Source organism: Brevundimonas intermedia (assembly GCF_027922165.1).
Taxonomy (GTDB): Bacteria; Pseudomonadota; Alphaproteobacteria; order Caulobacterales; family Caulobacteraceae; genus Brevundimonas; species Brevundimonas intermedia.
Map to the genome: position 1 here is coordinate 304,428 of NZ_BSFD01000002.1, position 15,585 is coordinate 320,012.

Sequence of the window (15,585 nt, forward strand, 5' to 3'; positions counted from 1 at the left end):
ATCATCCCTGACAAGAGGTTCCGATGCGCACCGCCGCCTGCCTGGCTTCCGTACTGGCCCTGATGGCCGCCCTGCCCGCTTCGACGTTCGCCGCCGAGGCTGCGGCCCAGCCCGCCGCCGTCCAGCCGGCGACGCCGACCTATACGGCGGCTCAGTTCTTCGACACGACCAGCTACGGCCTGGCCTACGGCGGGGCCAAGGCCTTCTCGCCCGACGGTAAATCGGTGCTGATCCGGTCGGACAAGACGGGCGTCTTCAACGCCTACGCCCTGCCCGTCGCGGGCGGCGAGCCCGTCGCCCTGACCGCCTCGACCACCAGCGCCGCCGACCCCGTCAGCTATTTCCCCACCGACGCCCGCATCCTGTTCAGCCAGGACGGCGGCGGCGACGAGCTCAATCATCTGTTCGTTCGCGCCGTCGACGGAACCGTCACCGACCTGACGCCGGGCGACAAGCTGAAGGCCGACTTCCTGGGCTGGAGCCGCGACGGCAAGACCTTCTACGTCATGTCCAACGGTCGCGACCCCGCCGCCTTCGACGTCCTCGCCTATGACGCCGCCACCTATGAGCACCGGATGGTGTTCGAGAACACGGGCGGCTTCTCGCCCGCCGCCCTATCGCCGGACGGCCGCTGGCTGGTGCTGGACAAGGCCCTGACCAGCGCCAACAACGACCTCTATCTGGCGGACCTGACCCAGCCGGGCGAACCTAAGCTGCTGACCCCGCATGAAGGCAATGTCGCCTACGCCGCCTACGACTTCACGCCGGATTCCAAGGCCGTCCTGATCGGCACCGACCAGAACGGCGAGTTCCAGCAAGCCTTCCGCCACGACCTGACAACCGGCGCCGTCACGCCCCTGATCCAGGCCGACTGGGACGTCAGCTTCGTCTTCTATTCGCCGAGCGGCCGCTACCGGGTTTCGGGGCTGAACGCCGACGCCAAGACCGAACTGACCCTGCTGGACGCCACCACGAACCGGCCGGTCGCCCTGACCGGCCTGCCCGACGGCGACATCGGCAATGTGCGCTTCAGCGAAGACGAGAAGACCATCGCCTTCACCGTCTCGTCCGACACCTCGCCGGCCGACATCTTCGTCGCCGACCTGACGACCGGCCAGGCCCGCCGCCTGACTCACGCCCTGAACCCCGCGATCAATGAGGATGTCCTGGTCGAGGCGACCATCGTCCGCTACCCCGGCGAAGGCGGCGTGATGATCCCGGCCGTCCTCTACAAGCCCCGGGGCGCCTCGGCCGCCCATCCGGCCCCGGCCATCGTCCTGGTCCACGGCGGCCCCGGCGGCCAGACCCGGCGCGGCTATTCGGCCATGGTCCAGCATCTGGTGAACCACGGCTATGCCGTGCTGGGCGCCAACAACCGGGGCAGTTCCGGTTACGGCAAGACCTTCTTCCACATGGACGACAAGAAGCACGGCGAGGCCGACCTGCGCGACATCGTCGCCGGCGGCGAATGGCTGCGTCAGCAGGACTGGGTCGCCGACGACCAGGTGGCGGTGATGGGCGGGTCTTACGGCGGCTACATGACCGCCGCCGCCCTAGCCTTCCATCCGGACGCCTTCGCCGCAGGCGTCAACATCTTCGGCGTGACCAACTGGGTGCGCACCCTGGAGTCCATCCCCGCCTGGTGGGGCGCCAACCGCATCGCCCTTTATGACGAGATGGGCGACCCCGCGACCGACGCCGAACGCCACCGCCGCATCTCGCCCCTGTTCCATACCGAGGGGATCACCAAGCCCCTGCTGGTCGTCCAGGGCGCCAACGACCCGCGCGTGCTTCAGGTCGAGAGCGACGAACTGGTCGCCGCCGTCCGCGCCAACGGCGTGCCGGTGGAATACGTCCTCTTCCCGAACGAGGGTCACGGCTTCACCCGCCGCGACAACCGCATCACCGCCCAGGACGCCTATCTGGCCTTCTTGGACAAGTATGTGCGCAAATGACCGCTGGGCGGCGCGTGTTCGAACACGCGCCGCCTCACGCCGCCGCGAACACCCTCAGCCGGTTGCCGTCCGGGTCGCGCGCCACAAAGCCGCGCCCGGCCTCCATCTCCGTCGGCGGGATCAGGATGCGCGCGCCCCGGTCCCAGCAGTCGATGTGAGCCTGTTCGACGGCGGCCGGGTCGTCGAGCGGAAACTCCAGCTCGCGCCCCTCGCCCGCCTCAGCGCCGGCCCGCCGCATCAGGCCCAGCGCTCGACCCGAGCGCATCATGAACAGGGCGCGGTCCGGCCCGGCCATCAAGGGCCGGCGCCCCAGAAGGCCGGAATAGAAGCGGGCGCTGGCCTCGGGATCGGCCACCGCCAGAAGAATGTCGTCAATGTCGGTCATGTTCGCCCTCCGCCTTCTACGAGAACAAACCTAGACCGGACTACTGCCAGTTCCTGTCAGCATGATCCCGCCTCCCCCCGTTTTTCCTGCGCCTCGCGCCAGGTCTTCAGCAGGGCTTGGCGTCGGGCGGGATAGCGCGCCTCCGTCACCTCGGCTTCAACGATCCGGTCGGTGCGGAAACTGCGAAAATCCTGCCGCAGCTCGCACCAGGCCAGCAGCAGCCGCACCCGGTCGAAGAAGACCAGGGCGAAGGGCCAGACCACCCGTTCCGACGCCGCCCCCGCCTCGTCGCGATAACACAGCCTCAGCCGCCGCTCGGTGCGGATCGCCTTCCTCAGCAGGGCGGGATCGACCAGATCGGTCGGAAACGGCGCGCCGGGCACGACCAGCAGGGCCGAGGTCTCCATCTCGTCGCGAAGGTCGGGCGGCACCACCGCCGCGATCCGCGCCAGTGCGCCCAGGGCCGCCTCGCGCATCCGCGCATCGGCCCGGTCGGCCACCCAGCGTGACCCCAGCACCAGGGCCTCCACCTCCTCCGGCGTGAACATCAGCGGCGGCAGCAGGAAGCCCGGTTTCAATACATAGCCGACCCCCGGCTCTCCCTCGATCGTCGCCCCCTGAGCCTGCAGGCTGGCGATGTCGCGATACAGGGTGCGTAGACTGACCCCCATCTCCTCCGCCAGCGCACGACCGCTGACCGGCCGGCGACGCCGCCGCAGGGCGTTCAGAAGATCGAGCAGGCGTTCGGACCGGGACACCACGCGAACCTAGCAGACCTGCTGCCAGAAAGCGGCAGCATCCATCCCCCTCAACCTCGTTCTGGACGCCATCTGTCGCACCGGCTTTTCGTCAGTCTGTCATATGGAGCCGCTAGGCCGGGTCGAACCCTTGCCGGACCCCGTCGCATGACCCTTCGCCCTCACGCCGCGATCCTGATCGCCCTGACCGTCGTCGCTACGCCGGCCTTTGCGCACGAGGGGCACGATCACCACCATCCGGCCCGCCTCCAGCCGGTCGCGCCCGCCGCAGCCGCAGCCACGGACGAAGCGCGCACCTGGCTGGCTGGCGACCACCATGTCCACAGCCGCTACAGCGTCGGCTATACGCCCGATCCGGCGAACCCGGACGCCCCGCCCACGGCGATCATCGCCGGCGACGCCGTCTATCCGATCCCCCAGAACGCCCGCATGGCCCATCGTTTCGGCCTGGCCTGGATGGTCTCCACCGACCACGGCGGCCCCAACCATTCCAAGCTGAACGCCGAACAGGCCTATCCCGAACTGCTGATGGCGCGGCGCGAGATCCCCGACCTGCTGCTCTTCTACGGCATGGAGTTCGACACGCCCGGCGGCGATCACTCCAGCCTGATCCTGCCCCGCACCGAGGCCGAGCGCGACACCCTGCGCGATCTCGAAAGCCGCTTCGCCAAGCGCGAGGCCTGGCCCGCTGACCCCGCCCGCGATCAGGAGCCGCGCATGGTCGAGGCCCTGCGGGTCATGGACGGTCTGAACGACCGGCCCGTGGTGATCGCCAACCACCCGTCGCGCTCGGCGACGGGCCTGGGCGAATACGGTCAGTACGATCCGGCGGAACTGCGCGACTGGAACGACACCGCCCCGCGCGTGGCGGTCGGCATGGAGGGCGCCCCGGGCCACCAGGCCGCGACCCTGAACCCCGACGGCTCGATCAAGTCCGACGGCGTGCGCGGCATCTATGGCCGCGCCCCCACCATGGGCGGCTTCGACCAGATGACCGCGCGCCTGGGCGGCTTCTGGGACTCGATGCTGGGCGAGGGTCGCCGCTGGTGGATCACCTCGACCTCGGATTCGCACCGCCACTACAGCGAAGGCGGCGCTGACTTCTGGCCCGGCGAATATTCCAAGACCTATGTCCTGGCCCGCCGCGACCACGCCGATGTGCTGGACGGCCTGCGCGAGGGCCGGATCTTCGTCACCACCGGCGACCTGATCTCCGAACTGGACGTGACGGCGCAATCCGGCGGCCAGTCCGCCGGGATCGGCGGCCGGCTTGCGGCCCCGGCCGACCAGCCCGTCGTCGTCACCATCCGTCTTCGCGACCCCGCCGGCCCCAACGCCTCTGGCAAGGACAGCGCCGTCGCCCGCCTGGACCTGATCCTCGGCGACGTCACCGGCCCCCGCCCCGACCGCGACGCCGACCACAACCCCTCCACCCGGGTCGAGCGCCGCTTCACCGCCGCCGACTGGACCCGCGACGGCGAGATCATCACCATCCGCCACACCCTCCCCGCCTCGCCCACGCCCCGCTACATCCGCGTACGCGGCACCAACGGCGCCGAGCTTGAGCCCACCCCCGACCCCGCCGGCGAAGACCCCTGGAGCGACCTGTGGTTCTACGTCAACCCGGTGTTCATCACGCCGCAGGGGTGAGGGGGAGCAGGTCTCTTGTGACCCCTCCTCGCGCCCGGCGGGTTGTGCAGACGGACTTCGGAGTGTAAACGCGCCCTCCGAAGACGAGAGACCCATGTTCACCCACTACGTCACCATGAATGCGCCCAAGAGCTTGGACCGACTGCCGGTCCAGGGCGAATGCGCATGCGCGAGGGGTAGTTAGGGAACGGCCGGTCATCGACTTCGGTTTTCCAGCAACCCCTCCCGCCACCGGCCGGAGGGGTTTCTTGTATCCGCAAGCGACGTCTCTCCGTCCGGTCCGGGAGGATCACAGACAGAGAAGGAGACGTCGGCCATGTCAGGCTATGACGTGATCGAAGGGTCGGGCGCGCCGATCAAGGCGTGGACCCGAGGGGTGCCCATCGAGGATGCGGCGCTGAAACAGCTGAAGAACGTGGCCTCGCTGCCGTTCATCCACAAACACGTCGCGGTCATGCCCGACGTGCACTGGGGCATGGGCGCCACGGTGGGGTCGGTGATCCCGACCGTGGGGGCCATCATCCCGGCCGCCGTGGGTGTAGACATCGGCTGCGGCATGATGGCGGTGCGGACCTCGATCCGCGCCGAACACCTGCCCGACGACCTGTCGGCCATCCGCTCCGCCATCGAGGCGGCCGTTCCGCACGGTCGCACCGACAATGGCGGGCGCAACGACAAGGGCGCCTGGGCCGCCGAACCGCCGGCCTCGGCCGTGACGCGCTGGGCCGATCTGAAGACGGGATATGACGCCGTGGTCGAGAAACACCCCAAGGCGGCGCACCCGCGCGGCTTCGGCCACCTGGGCACGCTGGGCACGGGCAACCACTTCATCGAGCTGTGCCTCGACGAGGCGGGCGACGTCTGGGTGATGCTGCACTCCGGCTCGCGCGGCGTGGGCAACCGGTTCGGGACCTATTTCATCGAACGGGCCAAGCACGAGATGCGCCGCTGGCACATCAACCTGCCCGACCAGGACCTGGCCTATTTCCCGGAAGGGACGGACGGCTTCGTCGATTATGTGCGGGCGGTGTCGTGGGCGCAGAAATACGCGCGCGCCAACCGCGAGGTGATGATGGACAGCGTGCTCGGGGTGCTGAAGGCCTTCTGGCCGGATCTGAAGACGACGCAGGAGGCGGTGAACTGCCACCACAACTACGTCTCGAAGGAGAAGCATTTCGGCAAGGACGTCTTCCTGACCCGCAAGGGGGCCGTATCGGCCAAGGACGGCGAACTGGGCATCATCCCCGGCTCTATGGGGGCGAAGTCCTTCATCGTGCGCGGCAAGGGCAATGCGGACTCGTTCTGCACCTGCTCGCACGGCGCCGGTCGGGCCATGAGCCGGACCGAAGCCAAGCGCCGCTTCACGATCGAGGACCACGTCCGCGCCACCGAGGGCGTGGAATGCCGCAAGGACGCCGAGGTAATCGACGAAACCCCGATGGCCTATAAGGACATCGACGCGGTCATCGCAGCGCAGACCTACCTGATCGAGGTCGTGCACACCCTGCGTCAGGTGGTGTGCGTCAAGGGATGACGGGAGCCGGTTGCGCGCGAGCGTGGCCGGCTTTCGTCATTCAGGTAACGGACGCCAATACAACCCAATGCGGCTCGGTGATCAGCGGCGGCATGGACGGAATGGGTGGTTTAGGAAGCGCCTCTGGCGCAGGTGCGAAGGACGCTTTTGTCCAATCGAATGCTCGGGTGTCCAGTCCACCCGTGAAGACCTCCAGCATTACTAAGACCCCCGTCTCATCCGCCCAGAACTGTGCGCCGACGACAGCTCTTAGATCGTCCATCAGAAACCAGGACATATGGTTGGTGATGTCGTTGACCGGACTTCTGGGGTGCTGGCTGCGAAAGGTGGTTACACCACCCACACCGGAGTTGTAGCGCGCGACGACTTCGGCGCCCTCGAAATGGCGGCGCAGTAGTCCTGCATCAGGTCCCGCCACGGCCAGAAGTTCATTTATCGCGGCAACTTCCAAGGTGGAAAAACCCGGCCCCTGAATATCCTGGAACTTCAATCCTGAAAACCAGAGGCGATAGTTGCGAATGATCCCCTGCCGCCAAGCCAGGAAAGCCAGCGTCCAACCGAACACATAAAGGCCGAGAAACCACGGAATCGACGCGTTCTTGAATACAATCATGACGGCAAAACAGCCTGCGGCGAGCATGAAAGCCGCCACAAAGAAGATCGCCTTCCGCTCCCGCACCTTCCGGCTGGGACGTCGATTGAACTTATCCAAGGCTAAAACCCTGGCGGCGCACACATGCCACGCCCCTAAGCCGCCTCATCCTTCGGCATCACATCCCCCACCGTCGGCCGGTTCTCCGCGCGAGTCAGCAGGATCTCCTTCGGCTTGACGATCTCGCCGCAGCAGCCGCAGGCGATGCGCGGCGTCAGGGTCTGGCCGCAGGTCGAGTGGACCATGTCGATGCCGCAGTCGGTCTCGCCATAGACGTGTTTGGCGCCCCAGCCGTGCAAGGTCACCAGAACCCCGTACAAATCCTTGCCCTTGGCGGTCAGCACATATTCGTTGCGCGGCGGACGCTCGGAATAGGGGCGCGGCTCCAGCACCCCGTGCTGGACCAGGCTTTTCAGACGCGCGGCCAGAACGTTCCGCGCCACGCCCAGATTGTCCTGCCACTGCTCGAATCGGCGCACCCCGTTGAAGGCGTCGCGGATGACCAGCAGGGTCCACGGATCGCCGATTACCTCCAGTGTGGCGGCGATGGAGCAGCTTTGGCGGCTGTAGTCTGCGGTGCGTCCCATGCGACAAAAGTGACCTCGCGTCAGCCGCTTGGCAAGAGGGTTGCCAAACCGAACCCGCTAAGTCAGTCTTGTTTGGCAACGGACTGACGGACCTCCCGGTTCGCCGCCCTTGTTCCCGACTGGCGGAAGGCTGTCTTTTAGCCTTCCGCCCCTTCTTCGCCTGACGCAGGATCGCGCCCATGGCCCATATGACGACTCCCATCTCCCTCGACGCCGCCCTGGCCTTTCACACGCTGGACGACGGCGGCCTGTCAGCGCCCGTGCCCGGTCATTTCTCCAACGGCCCCTCGGGCCTGGCGCCGGAAAAAGGCTTCCCCTTCGGCGGCCTGCTGGCGGCCCTCTGCGCCCAGTCGATGCGTCGGGGCCTGTCCCTGACCGCGCCGCTGCGCACCCTGTCGGTCCAGTATCTGTCGGCCGCCCGGTTCGGCGATCAGGTCGCCTTCCGCCCTCGTCTGCTGAAGGGCGGCCGCAATGTGATCTATGCGGCGGTCGAGGCCGAGCAGGACGGCCGCATGACCCATCACGCCACCGGCGCCTATGGCCTGGACGGGGCTGCGCCGCCCCTGACCCCGCTTCATCTGCCGCCGCCCCCGCTGGACAGTCTGAACCCCGCCGCCACCATCCAGGGTCCGATGTCGCCCCACTTCGCCCAGCACGTCGAATACCGCTTCGACGGCGGTCCCAACATCCTGGGCGGCAATACGGGCAAGCCGGTGATCGAGCGCACCTGGATGCGGATGGCCGACCGCCGGCCGCTGGACGAGGTCGGGCTCTGCTATCTGCTGGACGCCCTCTACCCCCCGGCCTGGACGGCTTCGTCCACCCCGGCGCCCATGACCACCGTCGATCTGCGGATCGACATCCTGACCGACCCGACGCCGCAGGAGGCCCCCGAGGGCTGGGCCTTCTTCGAGTTCCGGATGCTGGACCTGGGCCTGGGCTGGACGGTGGACGAGGCGACCGCCTGGGCGGCGGACGGAACCCCGCTGGCGATCTCGCGCCAGCGCCGCAAACTGCTGCCGCAACGCGGCGGCTGATCCCGACAACGGTCAGGCCCCGTTCACCATTCGGCTGTAGTCTCCACATCTCACGAGAGATTCGTCCCATGACCGAACGCCGCCCCCTTCGCGCCGCCGCCCTGCCTCTGCTGCTGGGGTCGGCCCTTCTCCTCCAGGGCTGCGTCGTCGGAACCGTGGTCGGCGGAACCGCCGCCGTCGTAGGCGGCGCGGCCAAGGCCGGCGGCGCGGTCGTCGGCGCCGGCTTCGACGCCGTCACCACCTCCGACGAGGAAACCCGCGCCCGTCGCGAACGCGAGCAGCGCGACCACGAGCGCGAACAACGCCGCTGCGAACAGCGCCAGCGTCAGGGCAAGAGCTGCTGATCGGCTGATCCCACAGTCTCTCGTCTTCCGGCCCGAAAGCGGTTTCGTGCTACGGTCCTCAAATGACCCCGACCGTCCTGATCCCCGGCCTCGCCTGCACGGCCGAGATGTTCGCGCGCCAGACCGTCGCCCTGTGGCCTCACGGCCCGGTGACCGTCGCCTCGACGCTTGAGGGCGACAGCATCGCCGCCATGGCGGCCGCCATCCTGCGCGACGCCCCTGCCCGTTTCGCGCTCGGGGGCATTTCCATGGGGGGCTATATCGCCCTGGAGATCCTGCGCCAGGCGCCGGAGCGCGTGTCAAAACTGGCCCTGCTCGACACCTCCGCCCGCGCCGACACGCCCGAGCAGATCGAGGCGCGCCGCCTGCTGATAGAACGGGTCGGGAACGGCGAACTGGAGGCGGTCCTCGCCCAGGTCACGCCCAATCTGCTTCATCCCGCCCATCGCGACCGTCAGGATCTGATCGACATCCAGATCCGCATGGGCCGCGACGTCGGCCCAGACGGCTTCATCCGCCAGGAAGCGGCGATCACCAAGCGCATCGACTCGCGTCCACACCTTGCAGACATCAAGGTTCCGACACTGGTCCTGGTCGGCGACCGCGACCCCTTGACCCCACCGGACCGCGCAAAGGAAATCGCCGAGGCCGTCCCCGGCGCCCGACTTGTCGTCATCCCCGACTGCGGCCACGCCTCCACGCTGGAACAGCCCGAAGCGGTCAGCGCCGCCCTAGTGGAATGGCTCTCCGCCTGAGGCGCCCCGTCGGCCGCCGCCCCGGCGATGACGCCCGCTCTCGATTTAATCGATTGCACCCTCGCGTTGTCTGCGGATATCCAGAGCAGGGGATACAGTAGGGGGATACGTTTTGACCGACAGTACCGATGACGCGCCGACGCCGGCGCGCCCGCTTGCCGACGCCTTGGGTCCGATTTCCGATCCGGACGAAGGCGCCGAGACCCTGGTGTTCACAACCACGCTCCAGCCGTCGAAATTCCTGGGCCTCAGCCTGAAGAACGGCCTGCTGAACCTCGTGACCCTGACCCTCTGGCGGTTCTGGGGCAAGACCGAGGTGCGGCGTCGGATCTGGCGCGGCGTGCGCCTGAATGACGAGGCCTTCGAATACACCGGGCGCGGCGTCGAACTGTTTGTCGGATTCCTGCTGGCCCTCGTCGTGCTCGGCGCGCCCTTCCTGCTGATCGTCTTTGCGGTTCAGTTCAACCAACCGGGCTTGGCGGCCCTCATCATCTTCCCCTTCTATCTGTTCCTCTACTGGCTGTGGGGCTTCGGCGTCTTCAGCGCCTTTCGCTACATGGCCAGCCGCACGACCTGGCGCGGCATCCGTTTTCGCCTGACCGGATCGGCCAGCGGCTACGGTCTCCGCTTCCTCGGCTACCTCTTGCTTTCCGGCGTCACCGCCGGCTGGTTCTGGCCTGCGGCGGAACGCAAGTTGGCGGCGTCTCTGTGGGACGGACTGCGCTTCGGCGACCGCAAACTGACCTTCCGTGTGGGTCGCGCGGAGAGCGAGAGCGTCTATGGTCCTTATGCTATCGGCTGGTTCGGCACCATCGGGGGCTATATTCTGCTGCTCGCGGTGGTCGGCATCGTCTTCGCCGCCCTCGGTCTCGCCGGCCTGCTGCCGGAACCGGATTCCGGCGGCGCCCCGCCGGACGTCTTGATCATCGTCGGCGTCTACGGCGTGATGGCGCTGCTCGCCCCGATCTTTCTGCTGGTCTGGGCGCCCTATCAGGCAGCCATGCTGCGCTCGATCGCCAAGGGGGTGTCGATGGACGGCGCGGACTTGACCCTGAACGTCAAGGCTCTGCCCCTGTGGTGGCTGACGGTCAGCAACCTGTTCCTGGTCATCGTCACCCTGGGCTTCCTCATGCCCTGGGCCCAGGCGCGGACAGCGCGCTTCCTGATCCAGCGGCTGAAGTCGACCGGCAAGGCCAAGGTCGGGCTGGCGCATCAGACCGGCCGCGGCCCCGGATCGGGCGAAGGCCTAGCCGACGCCTTCGGCTTCTCGGCCATCTGAGATGGACGGCCGCTTCTACGACGGCAAGAGCGCCCGGTCTCATCCGGCCGTCGTCTCCGTCGATGCGGAGGCCGTGACCATATCGACGGAGGAGAAGGCACGTCGCTGGCCGTCGAAGGGCCTGTCGCTGACCTTCGAGGCGAACGAGGCCCGCCTGTCGCACAGCGCCGAACCGGACGCCCGGCTGGTGGTTTCGCGCACGGACTGGACCCAATCAGGCGGTCTGCTGGCCAAACAGACCGCCCGCCGCGACCGTTCGCGCGAGCGGCGCCTGGCCCTGACCCTCGCCGTCGTGGCGGCGGCCGTGACCGGCTTCGTCTTCTTCGGCATCCCGGCCCTGTCAGGTCCGCTCGCCCGGGCGACGCCGGTCGAATACGAACGCAACATGGGTCGGAACTTCGACCTGCAGATGAACGCCCTCTTCCCCCGCTGCGACGGCGAGGACGGCCAGGTCGCCCTCCAGGCCATGACCGACCGTCTGGCCTCCAACGCCGACACCGTGTTCGACATTCGCATCCGCGCGGTCCAGGCGCCGATGATCAACGCCTTCGCCCTGCCCGGCGGGTCGATCATCGTCACCGACGACCTGATCCGCTCGGCCGAAACCCCGGACGAGGTCGCGGCCGTGGTCGCGCACGAAATCGCTCACGTCGAAAAGCGCCACGTCATGCAGGCGGTGTGGCGCAGCCTCGGGTTCGGCCTGATCCTCGACGCCGTGGTCGGCGGCGGCTCCGGCGCAGGCCAGCAGGCGGTGATCCTGGCCGGTCAGGCGACCGACCTCAGCTACGGCCGCGCGGCCGAACACGAAGCCGACGACCGGGGCCGCGCCCTGCTCCACGAAGCCGGCTTCAGCTCAAGGGGCATGGCCGCCTTCTTCGACCGCCTGTCAAAGATGGAGGATCAGAAGCTGGCCGAGGCGGCCGAGTTCGCCGCCACCCACCCGGCCTCCGGCCGTCGCGCCCGCGAGGCTCGCGCCGCCGAACGCCCCGGCGCCCCCGCCCTCTCCGCCGAGGACTGGCGTCTGGTCAAATCGGCCTGCAAGGCCGAAGATCCGACGCTGCGCGTGATCCGCCGCAATCTGGGCCTATAGGCTCAGCACGCACCGCTCGTTGATCGTCGGCCGCGCCACCTGCACCCGGCACAGGCCCGGCCAGTCCGGCTTCAGCGTCTTCACGAACCACAGGCACAGGTTCTCCAGGCTGGGCAGTTCCAGCCCCTCGTGCTCGTTCAACATGCCGTGGTCCAGCTGTTCCGCCGCCGCCTTCAGCGCCCGGTCCAGCGCGCCCAGATCGGCGACCCAGTTATGCTCGGCGTCCAGGGTCTCGGACCGGATCGTCGCCTCGACCGTAAAGGAGTGGCCGTGGACGCGACGATAGATGCTGCCCTCGGGTTCGTTGGGGAAGTGGTGGGCCGCGTCAAAGGTGGCCTGTTTGGTGATTTCGAAGACGGGCATTAGCGGACGCCGATGTACTTATGGGTCTGGACGCTCAGGCGCCACTGGGGATGGGTCAGGCAGTATTCTATGGCGGCGGCGGTGTTGGCCGCCTGGTCGGGGCCGTCCATGGGCTGGAGCCAGAACCGCTCGAACGCCATATGCTCGAACCGCTCGGGCGGGGCCTTGGGCTGCGGATAGACCAGCTTCAGCTCCTGGCCCTTGATCTGGATCACCGCCGCATCCGCCTTGGGACTGACGCAGATCCAGTCGATTCCGTCCGGCGCCGCCAGGGTGCCGTTGCTCTCGATGGCGATCTCGAAACCGCGCGCGTGCAGGGCCTCGACCAGCGGCGCGTCCAGTTGCAGCAGAGGCTCTCCCCCGGTGCAGACCACCAGTTTCGGGTCTCCCGCCCGCCCCCGCCACATCGCCGCGACATGATCGGCCAACAGGTCTGCGGTGGCGAACTTGCCGCCGCCGTCCCCGTCCACGCCGACGAAGTCCGTATCGCAGAAGCTGCAGACGGCGCTCGCCCGATCCTGCTCGCGCCCGCTCCACAGATTGCAGCCGGCGAACCGCAGAAAGACCGCCGGCCTCCCCGCCTGTCCGCCCTCGCCCTGGACGGTCAGAAACACTTCCTTGGCCGAATAGGTCACGTCTTGGCGCCTTGGGACGCGACCCAGTCTTCATACCCCGCCGCGCGCAGTTCGCACGCCGGGCATTCGCCGCAGCCATAGCCCCAGGCGTGGCGATGCGTCCGATCGCCCTGATAGCAGGTGTGGCTGTCCTCGATGATCAGTTCGATCAGAGCCTCGCCCCCGATCCGATCCGCCAGTTCCCAGGTCTGCCCCTTGGTCAGCCACATCAGCGGCGTGTCGATCACCACCGGCTTGTCCAGCCCCAGCGACAGAGCGCGCGCCATGGCTTCCATCGTCTCATGGCGGCAGTCGGGATAGCCGGAATAGTCGGTCTCGCACATGCCGCCGACCAGCACCTCCAGCCCGCGCCGGTCCGCCAGGGCCGCAGCCGCCACCAGGAAGATCAGATTCCGACCAGGGACAAAGGTCGTCGGCAGGCCGCGCGCGTCCATCTCGATCTTGCGGTCGGCGGTCAGGGCGCTCTCCGCGATCCGGCCATAGCCGGTCAGGTCCACCACATGATCGTCGCCCAGCCGCTCGGCCCATTGCGGCAGGGCCGTCTTGATCCCGGCCCGTACCGCCTGGCGCGCCTCCATCTCGACCAGATGACGCTGGCCATAGTCGAAGCCGACCGTCTCCACCCGCTGGAACCGCTCCAGCGCCCAGGCCAGGCAAGTCGCGCTGTCCTGCCCGCCGGAGAACAGAACCAGGGCCGATGTGGCGGTGTTTTCCAGGATAACGCTCATGACAAATCTGCGGTCGGCCGGTCGGCCGCGCGCATGCACAAAGGGATAAGGACCCTATATGGGTCGGGGCGGCCTTCTACACCAGACCCGGCTTTGGCGCAAAACTTCGAATGACACCGCTGGTAACCGGCGAAACTTTTTGATCCGGCTTAACTAATCCGCAAGCGCTACCGGTGCATATGGAGCTCGAGTAAGGAGTTCCAGGCAGTATGCCGATTATCGAGACCCTTTCAGAGCAGGCGCTGCCGGTCGCACCCTCGACCCTCGGCTGCCAAGTCCTCGCCCGGTTCGAACGCGAACCGGACACGCTCGTTATTCCGGTCGTCGAGAACGACCGCCCCGTCGGCCTCGTCGAACGCACCGCCTTCCTGCAAAAGATCGCCGGCCGCTTCGGCCACGCCCTCTACGACGGGCGCCCCATCAGTTGCGCCATGGACCCTGAGCCGGCGGTCGTCGAAGGCGATGTCGAGATGGACGCCTTCTGCGACATCATTCTGAAGGGCGGCCCCGCCGCCCTGCTGCGTGGCTTCATCGTCACCAAAGCCGGCCGCTATCACGGGGTCGGCACCGCCGCCACACTGCTCAAGGTCGCCACCGATCGCCAGCGCGCGCACGACGCCCTGATGGCCGACCAGGCCGCCATGCTCGACGACACCCGCGCCCAAGCCCTCGCCGCCGCACGCGCCAAGAGCCAGTTCCTGGCCATCATGAGCCACGAGTTGCGCACGCCGATGAACGGCGTGCTGGCCGTCGCCGAACTGCTGCGCCGCCAGCCCCTGAATGCGGCGGCCCAGGCCCATGTCCAGACCATCGTCGACTCGTCGGAAAGCCTGCTGCGCATTCTTCAGGACGCCGTCGATCTGTCGAAGGCCGAGGCCGGCGAGCTGGAGCTGAACCCCGCCCCCACCCCGCTGCGCGCCGTCATGGACGACATCCAGGCCCTCTGGGAGCCGCGCGCGTCCCAGGACGGCGTCACCCTGATGGTGGGCTACGAGGGCGACACCGAACTGGCCGCCGTCATCGACGGCATGCGCCTGAAACAGGTGTTCAGCAATCTGATCGGCAACGCCCTGAAATTCGCTCGCAACGGCCTGGTCGAGGCCGGGCTCAAGGCCTGGGTCGAGGGCGATCAGGTCCGGATGGAGGCCCGTGTCCGCGACGACGGCCCCGGGGTGGACGCCGACCGCGTCGATTCCATCTTTGAACCCTTCGTCCATGGATCCGGCCCCGACGGCGCGGGTCTGGGCCTGTCCATCTGCCGCCAGGTGGTCGAACGAATGGACGGCCGTATCTGGGCCGAGAACAACAAGGGGCGCGGCGCCACTTTCGCCTTCGACCTGACCGCGCGACGCGCCGTCGCCGCCGTCGAGACGCCCTCGAACGTGTCGGACCTGTCTGAACTGAATCTTCAGTCGACGCCGCACATCCTCATCGTCGACGACAACGCCACCAACCGCGTCGTGGCCCAGGCCCTGTGCGAGATGTTCGGCTGCAGCTCCGAACTGGCCGAGGACGGGCTCGAGGCGCTCCAGGCCGTGCAGGAAAACCGCTACGACCTGATCCTGATGGACATCAAGATGCCGCGCATGGACGGCGTCCAGGCCACCCAGGCCATTCGCGCCCTGGACGGTCCCGTCAGCCGCATCCCCATCGTCGCCCTGACCGCCAACGCCGACCCGGAAGACGCCAAACACTATCTGTCCGTCGGCATGGCCGCCGTGGTGGAAAAGCCGATCAAACCGGAACGCCTGCGGATGGCCATGAACGCCGCCTTGGCCAGCGCTGAACGGGGCGAACAACGCCAATCCACCTCCAGGCGTAAGGCGGGCTGAT

General features: G+C 67.8%; 16 protein-coding genes. 9 read left to right on the plus strand and 7 right to left on the minus strand.

All coding sequences use genetic code 11. The features are described 5' to 3' along the window. Positions 1 to 23: 23 nt before the first annotated feature. Positions 24 to 1,955 (plus strand): S9 family peptidase, encoded by a 1,932-nt coding sequence (locus tag PKE72_RS04085; RefSeq protein ID WP_271164114.1) that lies wholly within the window; start codon positions 24 to 26, stop codon positions 1,953 to 1,955. A gap of 34 nt (positions 1,956 to 1,989) precedes the next feature. On the opposite strand, the gene PKE72_RS04090 is transcribed toward PKE72_RS04085, so the two are convergent. Beyond that, on the minus strand, positions 1,990 to 2,340 hold the full coding sequence (locus tag PKE72_RS04090) for a VOC family protein (protein WP_271164115.1): 351 nt from the start codon (positions 2,338 to 2,340) through the stop codon (positions 1,990 to 1,992). 56 nt (positions 2,341 to 2,396) lie between these two features. Beyond that, the gene (locus PKE72_RS04095) at positions 2,397 to 3,098 is read right to left on the minus strand and encodes a helix-turn-helix transcriptional regulator (protein ID WP_271164116.1); all 702 of its coding nucleotides are present in this window, start codon (positions 3,096 to 3,098) and stop codon (positions 2,397 to 2,399) included. A gap of 147 nt (positions 3,099 to 3,245) precedes the next feature. On the opposite strand from PKE72_RS04095, the gene PKE72_RS04100 reads away from it, so the two are divergent. Both PKE72_RS04100 and PKE72_RS04105 read left to right on the plus strand, forming a co-directional pair. Beyond that, entirely contained in the window at positions 3,246 to 4,748 is a 1,503-nt protein-coding gene (locus PKE72_RS04100; RefSeq protein ID WP_271164117.1) for a CehA/McbA family metallohydrolase domain-containing protein, read from the plus strand. A 316-nt stretch (positions 4,749 to 5,064) separates the two neighbouring features. Next, positions 5,065 to 6,282 carry an RtcB family protein gene (locus tag PKE72_RS04105; RefSeq protein WP_271164118.1) on the plus strand — a complete coding sequence of 406 codons (1,218 nt, stop codon included), beginning with the start codon at positions 5,065 to 5,067 and terminating at the stop codon, positions 6,280 to 6,282. Positions 6,283 to 6,322: 40 nt separating this feature from the next. On the opposite strand, the gene PKE72_RS04110 is transcribed toward PKE72_RS04105, so the two are convergent. Continuing rightward, the gene (locus PKE72_RS04110) at positions 6,323 to 6,994 is read right to left on the minus strand and encodes a hypothetical protein (RefSeq protein WP_271164119.1); all 672 of its coding nucleotides are present in this window, start codon (positions 6,992 to 6,994) and stop codon (positions 6,323 to 6,325) included. 35 nt (positions 6,995 to 7,029) lie between these two features. Then, positions 7,030 to 7,521 carry a winged helix-turn-helix transcriptional regulator gene (locus tag PKE72_RS04115; RefSeq protein ID WP_271164120.1) on the minus strand — a complete coding sequence of 164 codons (492 nt, stop codon included), beginning with the start codon at positions 7,519 to 7,521 and terminating at the stop codon, positions 7,030 to 7,032. A gap of 179 nt (positions 7,522 to 7,700) precedes the next feature. Between PKE72_RS04115 and PKE72_RS04120 the strand changes: the two genes are divergently transcribed. From PKE72_RS04120 to PKE72_RS04140, 5 genes are all read left to right on the plus strand, one after another. Then, the gene (locus PKE72_RS04120) at positions 7,701 to 8,558 is read left to right on the plus strand and encodes an acyl-CoA thioesterase (protein ID WP_271164121.1); all 858 of its coding nucleotides are present in this window, start codon (positions 7,701 to 7,703) and stop codon (positions 8,556 to 8,558) included. Positions 8,559 to 8,626: 68 nt separating this feature from the next. After that, a complete protein-coding gene (locus PKE72_RS04125; protein ID WP_271164122.1) occupies positions 8,627 to 8,902 on the plus strand; it encodes a hypothetical protein in 276 nt (91 codons plus the stop codon). Positions 8,903 to 8,964: 62 nt separating this feature from the next. After that, positions 8,965 to 9,657: an alpha/beta fold hydrolase gene (locus tag PKE72_RS04130; protein WP_271164123.1), complete on the plus strand. Its 693-nt coding sequence runs from the start codon at positions 8,965 to 8,967 to the stop codon at positions 9,655 to 9,657. 112 nt (positions 9,658 to 9,769) lie between these two features. Beyond that, entirely contained in the window at positions 9,770 to 10,936 is a 1,167-nt protein-coding gene (locus PKE72_RS04135) for a YjgN family protein (RefSeq protein ID WP_271164124.1), read from the plus strand. Position 10,937: 1 nt separating this feature from the next. Beyond that, positions 10,938 to 12,026, plus strand: a complete 1,089-nt coding sequence (locus tag PKE72_RS04140) for a M48 family metallopeptidase (RefSeq protein WP_271164125.1) — start codon at positions 10,938 to 10,940, stop codon at positions 12,024 to 12,026. Here PKE72_RS04140 and PKE72_RS04145 read toward each other — a convergent pair. The 3 genes from PKE72_RS04145 to queC are packed head-to-tail and all read right to left on the minus strand — an operon-like array spanning position 12,021 to position 13,752. Further along, positions 12,021 to 12,389: a 6-pyruvoyl trahydropterin synthase family protein gene (locus PKE72_RS04145; RefSeq protein WP_154726734.1), complete on the minus strand. Its 369-nt coding sequence runs from the start codon at positions 12,387 to 12,389 to the stop codon at positions 12,021 to 12,023. The genes PKE72_RS04140 and PKE72_RS04145 overlap by 6 nt on opposite strands. Further along, positions 12,389 to 13,024 carry a 7-carboxy-7-deazaguanine synthase gene (queE, locus tag PKE72_RS04150; protein WP_271164126.1) on the minus strand — a complete coding sequence of 212 codons (636 nt, stop codon included), beginning with the start codon at positions 13,022 to 13,024 and terminating at the stop codon, positions 12,389 to 12,391. Before queE ends, PKE72_RS04145 begins: the two co-directional genes overlap by 1 nt. After that, complete coding sequence (gene queC, locus PKE72_RS04155; RefSeq protein ID WP_271164127.1) at positions 13,021 to 13,752, minus strand: 7-cyano-7-deazaguanine synthase QueC; 732 nt, start codon at positions 13,750 to 13,752, stop codon at positions 13,021 to 13,023. Before queC ends, queE begins: the two co-directional genes overlap by 4 nt. Before the next feature lie 209 nt (positions 13,753 to 13,961). Between queC and PKE72_RS04160 the strand changes: the two genes are divergently transcribed. Further along, complete coding sequence (locus tag PKE72_RS04160; RefSeq protein WP_271164128.1) at positions 13,962 to 15,584, plus strand: response regulator; 1,623 nt, start codon at positions 13,962 to 13,964, stop codon at positions 15,582 to 15,584. The last annotated feature ends 1 nt before the right edge of the window (position 15,585 follow it).